This window comes from Streptomyces sp. NPDC002536 (assembly GCF_053594995.1).
Genome location: NZ_JBSFWU010000020.1, coordinates 23094 through 36007, shown reverse-complemented (window position 1 = coordinate 36007; position 12914 = coordinate 23094). Strand labels below are relative to the sequence as shown.

General features: G+C 73.8%; 9 protein-coding genes. 1 reads left to right on the top strand and 8 read right to left on the bottom strand.

Going from position 1 to position 12914, the window contains the following annotated elements:
- Positions 1-102: 102 nt before the first annotated feature.
- The 3 genes from ACWD4B_RS10290 to asnB form a co-directional block, all read right to left on the bottom strand.
- Positions 103-1467 (bottom strand): xylan 1,4-beta-xylosidase, encoded by a 1365-nt coding sequence (locus ACWD4B_RS10290; protein ID WP_451420340.1) that lies wholly within the window; start codon positions 1465-1467, stop codon positions 103-105.
- A 126-nt stretch (positions 1468-1593) separates the two neighbouring features.
- The gene (locus ACWD4B_RS10285) at positions 1594-1968 is read right to left on the bottom strand and encodes a GntR family transcriptional regulator (protein WP_336415810.1); all 375 of its coding nucleotides are present in this window, start codon (positions 1966-1968) and stop codon (positions 1594-1596) included.
- 51 nt (positions 1969-2019) lie between these two features.
- Positions 2020-3873: an asparagine synthase (glutamine-hydrolyzing) gene (gene asnB / locus ACWD4B_RS10280; protein ID WP_451420339.1), complete on the bottom strand. Its 1854-nt coding sequence runs from the start codon at positions 3871-3873 to the stop codon at positions 2020-2022.
- 121 nt (positions 3874-3994) lie between these two features.
- On the opposite strand from asnB, the gene ACWD4B_RS10275 reads away from it, so the two are divergent.
- Positions 3995-4930, top strand: a complete 936-nt coding sequence (locus ACWD4B_RS10275) for a GNAT family N-acetyltransferase (protein ID WP_451420338.1) — start codon at positions 3995-3997, stop codon at positions 4928-4930.
- Positions 4931-4999: 69 nt separating this feature from the next.
- On the opposite strand, the gene ACWD4B_RS10270 is transcribed toward ACWD4B_RS10275, so the two are convergent.
- From ACWD4B_RS10270 to ACWD4B_RS10250, 5 genes are all read right to left on the bottom strand, one after another.
- A complete protein-coding gene (locus ACWD4B_RS10270) occupies positions 5000-6493 on the bottom strand; it encodes a carboxyl transferase domain-containing protein (protein WP_451420337.1) in 1494 nt (497 codons plus the stop codon).
- Between the two features lie 4 nt (positions 6494-6497).
- Complete coding sequence (locus tag ACWD4B_RS10265; RefSeq protein WP_451420336.1) at positions 6498-6989, bottom strand: DUF402 domain-containing protein; 492 nt, start codon at positions 6987-6989, stop codon at positions 6498-6500.
- Between the two features lie 201 nt (positions 6990-7190).
- Positions 7191-8075 (bottom strand): esterase/lipase family protein, encoded by an 885-nt coding sequence (locus ACWD4B_RS10260; protein ID WP_451420380.1) that lies wholly within the window; start codon positions 8073-8075, stop codon positions 7191-7193.
- Between the two features lie 199 nt (positions 8076-8274).
- On the bottom strand, positions 8275-9351 hold the full coding sequence (locus ACWD4B_RS10255; RefSeq protein WP_451420335.1) for a DNA polymerase Y family protein: 1077 nt from the start codon (positions 9349-9351) through the stop codon (positions 8275-8277).
- On the bottom strand, positions 9348-12815 hold the full coding sequence (locus tag ACWD4B_RS10250; RefSeq protein WP_451420334.1) for a DNA polymerase III subunit alpha: 3468 nt from the start codon (positions 12813-12815) through the stop codon (positions 9348-9350). Before ACWD4B_RS10250 ends, ACWD4B_RS10255 begins: the two co-directional genes overlap by 4 nt.
- Between the last annotated feature and the right edge of the window lie 99 nt (positions 12816-12914).

The following is a 12914-nucleotide window of genomic DNA, read 5'->3' as shown; positions in this document are numbered from 1 at the left end:
CGGGGAAGTGGGGGCGGTCCGGACGCCGCTCGCAGTGTTGCGGCGCCCGGGGCCGTAAGGCAACCGCCGGGACGCTGCCCCACCCGGCGCACGGGAGGCGCCCTAGGTCAGCCAGCGGACCTCGTACGCCCCCAGCCCGATGTCGTGCCCGTCCACCTTGGCGGTGACGGGCCGGTCCAGCGTGTTGACGACCAGCGCCGTCCGGTCCGAGGCGAGGGCGCGCACGTGATCGGCGTCGGACCCGCCGACGTCGGGCGTGCGCAGGTGCGTGCCCGGGTGGAAGGCCGTGACGAAGCGCTGCAGCAGGTCCATCATCGGCAACTTGCCACCGCCGCCGCCGAGTTGGGTGGCGCTCCACAGGCAGCCCGGGCAGTCGGCGGTCTGCTCCTCGGGGTTCCAGTAGAAGGCGGTGGCCACGCCGGCCCCGGCGAGCTCCATCATGGCCGTGGCCTGGACGGCGATGCGGTGCGGCTCGGTCCAGCCGCGGCGGTTGTCCTGGGCGTCGGGCGGCTCGACGTACCACTCGGCCCACCACACGGGCAGCCCCGTGGTCTTCGTCAGCCACGTGCTGACGTCGGCGAACTTACGGGTGGCCGCGAACTCGTCGGGCAGCATCCGGCTGCCGTCCCGCGTGTAGCTGGAGCCGTCGACCACGACGAAGTCGGCTCCCGCCTTGTGCTTGTCCCAGTACTCCAGGGCGTCGACGGCCCGTTGGTCCACCACCCCCCACGGGCCCTGCAGGGAGGAGGCGTTGGAGGCATTGCCGGGTGTCTCGGTGTCCATGACGACGTACGGACCGCCGACGAGGGCGTTCCTGTTCTGTTTCTTGATCTCCGCGTAGACGAGGTTGTAGAGCTCGGTGTACCCCTCGTAGTCCCAGCGCTTCCTGGAATCGTCGTAGAAGCCCTTGAACTCGTTCCACACGATGAAGTGCCGCACGTCCGGGTAGCGTTGGGCGATCACGCCCGCGAGGTGGGCGAAGTCCTTGTAGTGGGCCCGGTCGGGGGCCGTCTCCAGGGACTTCTGGGACCAGTTGGTACGGTCCCCGCCGCCCTTCATCCAGTCCGGGGCGCAGCACAGCGTCAGCACCGGCGTGGCGCGGGTGCTGCGCATGAGGGCGACGCGGCGGTCGAGGTCGCCGAAGTTGTAGGACCCCGGTCTGGGCTCGGGGTTGTCGGCGCCCCAGCCCATGATGTGCTGGTTCTGCGGCATGGGGTCGGCGGAGAGCACGCCGGCGGCGTTGCTGCGGGCGCCGTCGTTGCCGAGGTCGGCGCTGTACTGGGTGTGCGTGAACCCGAAGCCGAGGTAGGCGGGGGTGCCGCCGCCGGTGTTGCCGGGTGCGCCCTGGGCGCCACGGGCACGGCCGCCGGACTGGCAGCCGCCGGCACAGAGCAGCAGTACGAACGCGGCGACGACGGCCGCGACCAGGGCGACGAGGCGCGCCCGATTTCCGTCATGACGTCCCATCACGGGCCAGGGTATCGCTCGCGCTTCCGCTGCCGGGCACAATCGCGCCCCGTAAGGGGCGCGGGGAACTGCGCGAGCAACCGGCGACGGGCCGCAGCCGAAGAACTGTGCTCCCGTCGGAGGCGCTCAGCCCTCGTACACGGCCCGCAACGCGTCCTCGGCGGCGGCGAGGGCCGCAGCCCGGTCCAGGCCCAACCGATGGGCCCGCTCGGCAAACGCCCGCGCGGCGTCCGCAGCCGCACGGGCCCCCGCATCGCCCTGGGCCGCAATGAACGTACCGTTGCGGCCCCGGGTCTCGATCACTCCGTCCGCCTCGAGCGCCCGGTACGCCTTGGCCACCGTGTTGGCCGCGAGTCCCAGGTCCTCCGCGAACCCCCGTACCGTCGGGAGCTTGTAGCCCACCGGCAGTTCGCCGGAGCGGGCGCGCTCCGCGATGCGGGAGCGGATCTGCTCGTAGGGCGGTTCGGCCGCTTCCGGGTCGACGGTCAGGTGCAACGCCACGGTGGAACTCCAGGCTGTGGGATGTGGTCGCACCTATTGTGCGTCAGGACGCTACAGCGCGAGCGCCGTTCCGTACGACGCGAGCCACGTGTTGAGCCCCAGCACGAGCTCCGTGCTCGTCCGGAAGCCCTCCCCCGCGTCCTCGGAGAGGGCGCGGGCGACGGCGGCGGTGTCGAGCAGCGGCCGTACGGGGGCGTCCTGGTCGGCGAGCACGCGCCGCAGCTCGGCACCGAGGGCGTCCGCGTACCGCGGGTCCTGGGTGCTGGGGTACGGGCTCTTGACCCGGTCGGCCACGATGTCGGGGAGCACGTCGCGCACGGCGGCGCGCAGCAGGGACTTCTCGCGCCCGTCGAAGGTCTTGAGCGCCCAGGGGGTGTTGTAGACGTACTCGACCAGCCGGTGGTCGCAGAACGGCACCCGCACCTCCAGCCCGACGGCCATGCTGGCGCGGTCCTTGCGGTCGAGCAGCAGCTGCACGAAGCGGGTCAGGTGCAGATAGCTGACCTCGCGCATGCGCCGCTGCAGTCCGCTCTCGCCGGGCAGGTACGAGATCTCGGCGAGGGCGTCCCGGTAGCGGGCGTCCTGGTAGCCGGGGAGGTCGAGCTTGGCGAGGACGCCCGGGTCGAGCAGGGCGGTGCTGCCGCCGCTCTGCTCCCCGGCGAAGCTGTCGAAGATGCCGCCCGCGATCCACGGGAAGGTGTCGGCGTGCACGGCCTCGGGGTCGTGGAACCAGCGGTAGCCGCCGAAGACCTCGTCCGCGGACTCCCCGGACAGTGCGACCGTGGACTGTTCGCGGATCGCCTTGAAGAGGAGGTAGAGCGAGGTGTCCCCGTCGCCGAACCCCATGGGCAGGTCACGGGCGTTGAGGACGGCGTCGCGGTTGGCCCGCTCCATCAGCGCGGCGGTGTCGAGCACGATGTCGCTGTGGTCGGAGCGCACGTGCTCGGCCAGGGCGTGGGCGTACGGCCCGTCGGGGGTGGGCCGCAGCGTGTCGGCCTTGAAGTTCTCCGTGTAGCCGGTGAAGTCGACCGAGAAGGACCGCACCGGGCCTCTGCCCGCGTCGGCCAGGCCCTTGGCGGAGAGGGCGGTGATGGCGGAGGAGTCGAGCCCGCCGGAGAGCAGGGTGCACAGCGGGACGTCGGCTATCAACTGGCGGGCGACGATGTCGTCGAGCAGTTCGCGGACGTGCCGGACGGTGGCGGCGGTGTCGTCGGTGTGCTCGCGGGCTTCGAGGGACCAGTAGCGCCGGACGGTCAGCCCGGTGCGGCGGATGCGTGCGGTGTGGCCGGGGCGCAGTTCGTACATGCCCCGGTAGACGGCGTGACCGGGCGTCTTGGTCCAGCCGACGAGCTCGGCGAGGCCCTCCGCGTCGACGGCGGGGCGCACGGCGGGGTGGGCGAGGATGGCCTTGGGCTCGGAGCCGAAGAGCACGCCGTCCGAAGTGGGCCAGTAGTAGAGGGGTTTGATGCCCATGCGGTCGCGGACCAGGAGCAGTTCCTCGGTGCGCGGGTCCCACAGGGCGAAGGCGTACATGCCGTTGAGGCGCCGGGTGAAGTCCTCGCCCCATTCGAGGTAGGCGTGCAGCACCACTTCGGTGTCGCTGCTGGTGCGGAAGGTGTGGCCGTGGGACTCCAGTTCGGCGCGCAGCTCGCGGTAGTTGTAGACCTCGCCGCTGTAGGTGGTGGCGAGCAGCGTGCGCCCGTCGTGTTCGACGAGCATCGGCTGCCTGCCGCCCTCGATGTCGATGACGGCCAGCCGGCGGTGCCCGAAGGCGGCGTGGGTGTCGAGCCAGATGCCCGCGGCGTCCGGGCCGCGGCAGGCCATGGTCCGCGTCATCGCGTCAAGGGTGCCGCGCTCGGTGGTGAGATCCCGGTCGTAGGAAACCCATCCCGCGATACCGCACATTGCTGTACCCCTCTCTTCGACGGATCGGGGCATGACGCTACGCCGATATAAGTGCACACACCATCTATGAGGAGGTAAAACCTTTTGAATCCGGCCAGTTGAGCCGCTTACGGTTCGCGGCATGACTTCGACGACACACATTCTGGTCCGCGACCTGCGCCCCGGCGACCCCGAGGACGCGGCGGCCGCGGCCGGGACGCGGCGCGCGGCCCTGCCGTTCATGCTGGTCACGCCCGAACTCCTGGCCTGGGAGGCGGAGCACTCGCCCGCGGAGGCGCACTACCGGCTGCTGGTGGCCGAGCTGGACGGCACGGTCGTGGGCACCGCCCGGACCGGCCTGTTCTTCGACAGCCCCGAGCCCGGAAAGGCCTATTGCAACCTGTACGTCCATCCGGACGCGGCCGGCCGGGGCGCGGGGTCGGCGCTGCTGGCGGCGGCCGAGGAACACCTGGCCGGGCTGGGCGCCCGGTCCGTGTACGCGTGGGCCCTGGAGGACGGCCGCTCCGTCGCCTGGGCCGGACGCCGGGGCTACGAGCCCCGGCGCCGGGCCCGCTTCCTGCGCCTCGACCTCGCCGCGCTGCCGCCGGAGACGGCACCGCCGGCCGGGATCGAGCTGCGGACGGTCGCGGACTTCGCGGACGATCCGCGGCCGTTGTACGAGCTGGACGCGGCGGTGTCGCTCGACGAGCCGGGGGAGGTGGAGACGGAGCCGATCCCGTACGAGGAGTGGCTGGCCGCCCACTGGGAACGGCCGGGCACGGACCGCGACCTGTCGGTGGTCGCGGTGGCCGACGGCACCCCGGTCGCGTATTCGCTGGCGCGGACGGACGGTCGGGGCCGGTACATGTCCGCGATGACGGGCGCCCTCCGGGCCTGGCGGGGGCAGGGGTTGGCGCGGCTGGTGAAGAACCGCTCGCTCCACCTGGCCCGCGAGGCGGGGTGCACGGAGGCCTTCACGGGGAACGATGCGGGGAACGTGCCGATGCTGGCCGTGAACCGCTGGTTCGGGTACGAGCCGGCGGCGGACGAATGGCATTGCGTGCGGGTACTGGGGTGACCGCGGGGTGGTGCGCCCCGTAAGGGGCGCGGGGAACTGCGCGATCAGCCACAGCGGACCCGCAGTCGCTCACAAGCGCCGGTACCGTGCCCGCCGCTCCGCGCGCCGCGCCTCAGGCGCACGCACCCGCAACGCGCTCAGCTCCGCACCGGCCACCCGCCCGAGCCGCGACAGGAAGTCGTCACCCCCCTCCTCCACGATCCGGTCCACGATCCCCCGCCCCAACAGGTCGGCGGACCGCACCCCTTGCCGGTCGGCCACCTCGAACGCCCGCTCCGTGGTGCGGTGGAGGATCGCCGAGGCACCCTCCGGCGGCAGCGGTGACAGCCAGGCGTGCCGCGCCGCGACCACCCGGTCGGCCGGGAGCAGGGCGAGCGCGGCGCCGCCCGCGCCCTGGCCCAGCAGCAGGCACAGGGTCGGCGCGTCCAGGGTCACCATGTCGGCGAGGCAGCGCGCGATCTCGCCCGCGAGCCCGCCCTCCTCGGCCTCGCGGGACAGCGCGGCGCCGGCCGTGTCGACGACGGTAAGCAGCGGCAGCCCCAGTTCGGCCGCGATGCGCATGCCCCGCCGCGCCGCCCGCAGCCCGGCGGGCCCGAGCGCCTGCCCGTGCTCCGGGACGCCCGCGGCGGGCGTGGCCCGGCTGCCGCGGTCGTGACCGAGGACGACACAGGCGGCACCGCCGACCCGGGCGAGGGCGAGCAGCAGCCCCGGGTCGCGCTCCCCGGCGCCCGTACCGCTGAGGAGCGTGACGTCATCGGCGGCGACCGCCAAGAACTCCCGCACACCGGGCCGTTCGGGCCGGCGCGAGCGCCGGATCGACTCGGCGGTGGACGGCGGTTCCCCTGCGGGGGGCTCCACCACAGCGGGCAGCGGCAACGGCAACGGCTCCGCACCGTCGTCGCACAGCACCGACAGCGCCCGCGCCGCAACCCCGGCCAGGCGTGCCGCAGGCAGCACCGCATCGACGAGCCCGTTCGCCAGCAGGTTCTCCGCGACCTGCACGCCCTGCGGGAACTCCTCGCCGTACAGCGCCTCGTGGACCCGGGGGCCCAGGAAGCCGATGAGCGCGCCGGGTTCGGCGGAGGTGAGGTGGCCGAGGGAGCCCCACGAGGCGAGGACGCCGCCGGTCGTGGGGTGCCGGAGGTGCACCAGGTAGGGCAGCCCGGCGGCCTTGTGCTCGGTGATCGCGGCGGCGACCTTCACCATCTGCAGGAAGGCGATGGTCCCTTCCTGCATCCGGGTGCCGCCGGAGGCGGGCGCGGCCAGCAGCGGCAGCCGCTCGGCCGTCGCCCGCTCCACGGCCCGCACCAGCCGCTCCCCCGCCGCGACCCCGATCGACCCGGCCAGGAAGCGGAATTCGCAGGCCACGACGGCCACCCGGCGTCCGTGCAGCAGCCCTTCGCCGGTGATGACGGACTCGTCGAGCCCGGTGCGCCTGCGCGCGGCGAGGAGGTCGGCGCGGTAGTCCGGGTCGTCCTCGGTCAGCGCGAGGGGCTCGTCCCAGCAGCGCCAGCTGCCGGGGTCGACGACGGCCGCGACGAGGTCGAGTGCGGGAGTGTGCATGGGGTCACCCTGCCACGGGAAGGCGGAGCAGTTCCTCGAACCCGCCTGCGGTGCGGGCGAGGTCCTCCAGCTCGTCGAGCGCCGCGACGGCCCGCGCCGCTGCGACGGGGTCGCGGTCGGCCAGGCCGCTCTCGGCGAACTCGTCCTCGTCGAGGCGGAGGACGGCGGTGCCGTCCGCGGAGCGCCACAGGTCGAGGTCGAGGTCGGTCACGACGAGCGTGCCGTCCTCGACGCGGGCGGGCCGGGTGATGTCGCAGTACCAGCCCTTGAGCGTGCCGTGGGCGTCGCGGACCTCCTTGACGGAGTACCAGCGGTCGCGCCAGTAGTGCTCGGTGAACACGTCGCCCTCCTCGAAGCGGACGAAGCCGAAGTCCCGGGCGGCCGTGCCGGCCCAGGGGGCGCGGACGACGACACGGGTGCCGTCGTCGTGGACGAGGGTTGCGGGGTAACGGGTGTCGGGGCGGGGGGTCTTGACGAGCCGCACGGTAGTGATCATGGGTGCAGCGTCTCCCGCGAACGGCGGGCCGGGCCAGTGGTTTTCGCCCCGTAGGGGCGCGGGGAACTGCGCGACCAGCCCCCACCGGCCCGCAACCAGACGCACCACCCCAGAGGTCCGGGGCGAAGCCCCAAGCAGCTCAGCTGCAGGCGCGTCGTGGCTGAGCGCGCAGTTCCCCGCGCCCCTTACGGGGCGCAGCCCCTAACCCCGGACCATCGCCGAGCAGTCGCTCGGCGTCGCGTTCTCCGGATCGAGCGCATTGGCCGCCTCATGGAAGGCCACCCGGTCGATCGTCCCGATCGCCAGGTGCTCCGAGATGTCCACCGGGCACAGGTCCTGCAGCAGGACGTTCTTCACATCGGGCCCCGACAGGAACTGCGTCTGGTAGGGGGTGACGACCTCGTCCCACTTGGTGGCGATCACCGTGTAGCGGATCCCGGGCAGCGTGTCCCCGCCCTCGTTGAGCTTCCGCATGAACGGCGAGCCCACCACCTGGTCCGTCAGGCCGGGTGCGGTCGCGTTGATCACCTTCCGCGCGGCGGGGCCGATGCCGGGGACGATGTCCATCAGCTTGGCGATCCCGGACAGCGTCGTCCCATGGCTGTTGGGCGCGATGCCGACGATCGCGTTCACCTTGTCGGCGCCGCCGAGGAACTTCGTGTAGTAGCGCGGCAGCATGCCGCCCTGCGAGTGCCCGACCATGTCGACCTTCGAGGCTCCGGTCTCGGCGAGCACCTTGTCGACGTACGCGGCGAGCTGCTCGCCCGACTTCTCGATCGAGCCGAGCCCGTAGAAGACCGGCACGCCGGGCAGCTGGCCGTAGTCGAAGGAGAAGACGCAGTAGCCGCGGCTGGTCAGGTAGGGGGCGAAGGACCACCAGTTGGTGGAGCCGTTCTCCATGGTGCCGTGCACGAGGACGACGGGGCGCGGGTGCGCGGCGGAGGGCTTGCAGGAGTAGTCGTTCCAGCCGCTGGTGACGGCGGACGCGGCGCTGCTCCGCGGGGCCGCCACGGCCTCCGGTGCGGCGGCGACCATCGTCGTCAGGGCGACGACGGGCAGCAGGGCACGGAGGGATCTCCAGCGCATCTTCGGGCGCAGCTTCACAGGGACTCCTTGCTGTGGGGGAATCGGTGGGGAAGGCATGGCGGAGCAGCGGAGTGAGACGGCTCACTCGCGCGTGAAAAGTTGGTTAACTTACCTGCGAGTAGGTTGCGGGCGATCTTTGCTTGCGTCAAGGAAAATTTCCGAGGTTCCCCACCCGAATCACGACGTAACGCCGAACGTTTCAGGCCACATTGGTCCAGGCCTGGTCCAGGGTCGCCGCGGGCCCCGCCGCGCCCGGGCCGAAGAGCTCCCGCACCCGGTCGACCGCTTCCTCGATGCGGCGCGCCTTCTCGTCGGCGGGGTCGAAGGTCAGCTGGTGCGCAGCGTGCCCGGCGTCCGTCAGCCCCTCGGCGCGCAGCGCCACGGCCCGTACCCGCGCCCGCTGCAGACCGAGCGCGGCGTGCAAGGCGTAGGCCGCCGCGGTCAGTTCCGGCGTGTGCGCGGTCGGCTCGGCGAAGGTCCGCGCGCGGGTGGTCGACGAGCCGTCCGCGTACCGGACGGTGAGCTTCAGGCCGTGCGCGACCCGGCCGCTCTCCCGCAGCCTTGCCCCGAGCCCGTCGGCGAGCGTGAGCAGCGCACGGCGCCGGTACTCCGGGTCCAGTTCGTCGGCGGCGAAGCGGTGTTCCGCGCCCATCGAGCGGGCCTGCGCGGCCGGGCCGACGGGGGTGGGGTCGATGCCGTGCGCCAGTTCGTGGACCCGCCGCCCGGCGGCCGCACCGAGGATGCGCTGCAGCACGGGCAGCGGTGCGGCGGCGATCCTGCCGATGCTGTCCAGCCCGTAGGCGCACAGCGTACGGGCGGTGGCGGGCCCGACCCCGTACAGCGCGGCGGCCGGCCTGCGCGCCAGGAAGGCGGCCGCCGCCCCCGGCCCGGCCGGAACCGTCCGCACGCCCCCGGCCGGCCCGTCCTGGGCGGCCATCCGCGCCAGCATCGGGTTGCCGCCGATCCCCACCGTGCAGTCGGCCCTGTACCGGGCGAGCGCGCGCACCCGCAGCAGGGTGGCCAGTTCCTGCGGGCCGTGCCCGAAGTACCGCACGGCACCGCGCACTTCGGCGAGCGCGGCGTCCGGCGGCAGCGCCTGCACCAGCGGCGTCAGTTCGCCGAGCAGCGCGAGCAGCCCGTCGTAGGCGTCCTCCCCCAGGGGGCCGCCCGCGACGGGCCGGAAGTGGACGTACAGCACGGTGGGGGCCGGCGGCTCCGGTTCGTATACCGCTTCGTATACCGCCGGGACCGTGGAGAGGTGCGCTTCGCCGTTCATCCCGCGCTCCCCGGGCTCGCGTGCCACAACTTGCGTCCGGTGGCCGGGCCTTCGCCCGCGGGCTGCAGGTCGGACCAGGGGTGCAGGGTGTAGCCGGTGGACAGGGCGATGCGGCGGCCGTCCACGGCGTCCGGCCCCGTCGCGAGCGGCCGCGCCAGCTCCGCGGCCACCGCGTCGAGTCCGCCCTCCGCCCGCAGCCGGGTCAGCTCCCCGAGGTCCCAGGCCGCCGAGCCGACCACGCTGAGGCTGCGGGGGCCGCGGCGCTGGACGACGCCGCGCACGAGCAGCAGCCAGGAGTGGAAGACGGTGCGGGCGCAGGCCGGGTGGCTGTCGTCGAAGAAGGCGCAGTCGACCAGGCCCGTGCCGTCGTCGAGGGTGGTGAAGATGACGCGCCGGCCCGACCGGACCGGCGGCGTCTGGATGGCGGCCTTGGCGCCCGCCACCAGCACCGTCTCGCCGTGCCGCGCATCGCGCAGCCGGCGGGCCGGGATCGCGCCCAGCTCCGCCAGGAACGCCCGGTGGTCGGACATCAGGTGGCGCGAGGCGTCCATGCCGAGCACGCTCAGCTCCGCGCCGAGCCGTTCGGCCGCGTCGAGGTCGGGCAGGCCGATCGGCTCGGCGCGGGCGCTGTCGACCAGCGTGGGCTGGGCCGGGGACACCGGCCCGTGGTGCCGCCGGTGCAGCTCGGCGATGTGCAGCAGCAGGTCGCGGCGGTTGGCGCCGAAGGCGTCCAACGCGCCGACGCGGGCGAGCCGTTCGGCGACGGGTCTGCGGGGGCGGCCGCGCTGCCACAGGTCCTGCAGCGAGGTGTACGGGCGCCCCTCGACGAGGCGCCGGGTCTCGGCCTCGGTGATGCCCTGCACCTCGGAGAGGGCGAGCCGGATGCCGTACCCCTTATTCCCGGACACCAGTTCGATCCGATAGGCGGCGTCCGAACGGTTCACGTCCAGCGGCAGGATCGGCACCCCACGCCGCCGCGCGTCCGCGAGCAGCAGCCGCTTGGGGTACATCCCCGGGTCGTGCGTGAGCAGCCCGGCGTAGAAGGCCGCCGGATGGTGGGCCTTGAGCCAGGCCGACTGGTAGGTCGGCACCGCGAAGGCCACCGCGTGCGCCTTGCAGAACCCGTACGAGCCGAACGCCGCGACGATCTCCCAGGTGCGCCGCACGACGTCTTCGCCGTACCCGCGGGCGGCCGCACGCTCGGCGAACCAGGCCCGTACCCGGCCCACCAGTTCGGGATCCGACAGGGCGCGCCGGGTCTCGTCCGCGAAGCCGCGGTCGCAGCCGGTCATGATCCGCAGGATCTCGATGATCTGCTCGTGGAAGACGACCACGCCGTACGTCTCGCGCAGGGTGTCCGCCAGGTCCGGGTGCGGGAGGCGGACGGGCGCGCGGCCGTGCCGGGCCTCGATGAACGGCCGCACCATGTCGGCCGCGACCGGGCCGGGCCGGAAGAGCGAGATGTCGACGACGAGATCGTGGAAGCCGGCCGGCTGGAGCCGCCCGATCAGGTCGCGCTGGCCCGGCGACTCGATCTGGAAGCAGCCGAGCGTCTCGGCGGACCGGATCAGCTCGTACGTGGCCCGGTCCCCCGGCGGCACCTGCGCGGGGTCGTCCAGGTCGAGGCGGCGGCCGGTGGCCCGTTCGACCTCGCCCACCGCGTGCGCCATCGCGGACTGCATCCGCACGCCGAGCACGTCGAGTTTGAGCAGTCCGAGCCGTTCGACGTCCTCCTTGTCGAACTGCGACATCGCGAACCCCTCGCCGCTGGTCGGCACCACGGGCGTACGGGCCCGCAGCGAGGCGTCCGACAGCAGCACCCCGCACGGGTGCATGGCGACCCCGCGCGGCAGCGCGTCCAGCGCCTCGACCAACTCCCACATCCGCCGCCCGTAGCGGGCCGCGTCGATGCCGCGCAGCTCGGGCAGTTCGGCCAGCGCGGCCCGGGCGTCGCGGGCCCGGATGTGCGGGAACGCCTTGGCGAGCCGGTCCGTCTCGGCCGGGTCCATGCCGAGGGCGGCGCCCACGTCGCGGATCGCGTGCCGCACCCGGTAGGTCTCGGGCATGGCGACGGTCGCGACCCGGTCCTCGCCGAAGCGGGCGAAGACGGCGCGATAGACCTCCAGGCGGCGCGCGGACTCGACGTCGATGTCGATGTCGGGCAGCGCGCGGCGGTGCGGCGACAGGAACCGCTCCATCAGCAGGCCGTGTTCGACGGGGTCGGCGTGCGCGATGCCCAGCAGGTGGTTGACGAGGGAACCCGCGCCGGAGCCGCGGGCGGTGACGCGGATGCCGAGCGCGCGGGTGTCGTCGACGACCTGCGCGACGGTGAGGAAGTACGAGGCGAAACCGTGCCCGTCGATGATCCGCAGCTCCTCGTCCAGCCGGTCCCAGTAGGTGCGGTCGCGGTCGTGGCCGCGCAGCACCAGGGCCGCCGCGCAGCGGGACCGCAGCACCCGCGCCGCGGTGCGGGGCCCGGCGCCGACCAGGTGCGGCTCGGGGAAGTGGACGGTGCCGAGGCCCAGGTCGCCCTCGGGGTCGACGCGGCACTCGGCTGCGGTCTCCTCGGTCGCGGCCAGCAGCCGGCGGGCGGCGTCCCGGCGGAGGCCGGCGGCCTCCGCGATCCGCTCGGCGACGGCGGCCATGGCCTGCGGCCCCTTGAGCCAGCGCTCCCCGCTGTCGCGGGCCTCGGGCCGGCGGCGGTCGACGGGCACCAGCCGGCGGGCCGCGTCGAGCACGTCGGCGACCGGCCCCTGCCCCGGGTCGGCGTAGCGCACGGCGTTGCCCAGGACGGCCCGCACCCCCTGCTCGGCGGCGAACCCGGCGGTGCGCGCGGCGAGCCGCAGCGAACCCGGTCCGGTGCCGGTGCGCCCGTGGCAGACGACCTCCAGCCGCAGCGCCGCGTCACCGAACATTTCGCGCCAGGGCGCGAGCAGCCGGGCGGCCCGGTCCGGGCGCCCGGCGGCGAGCGCCCGCCCGACCTCGGAGTCGGGCCCGAGCAGCACGGTCAGCGGGGCCCGGATCCCGGCGGCGGCGTGTGTCAGATCTTCGTGGTCCAGCGCGGGCCGCTGGGCGCCCCCCGCATGGGCGGCGGAGACGAGCCCGCACAGGGCGGCCCAGGCGGCCGCCCCGTCGCGGGCGAGGAAGACGGCGCGGGGCGCGGACTCGTCGACGAAGGCGCCGCCGCGGACGGGGGTGCGCGGGCGGGCTGCCTGCTGTTTCTGCTCCTGCTCCTGCTCCCGCACGGCTTCCCGCACGGCCAGGTCCACCCCGAACAGCGGCCGCACCCCGGCGGCGGCCGCGGCGTCGGCGAACCGGACCGCGCCCGCGAGGGTGTCGCGGTCGGTGAGGGCGAGCGCGTCCATGCCGCGCTCGGCGGCCCGGGCGGCCAGCTGCCCCGGGTGCGTGGCGCCGTACCGCACCGAGAAGCCCGATGCGGTGTGCAGGTGCGTGAACGCCGCCATCGCACCTCCTGCGCTTGCCGTGCTGTTGTCTGTTGCCTGCCGCTCCCCCCCTGGCCGGATTTCGACCCTCCGAGCTCCACGATAGACCACTTCTCGAAA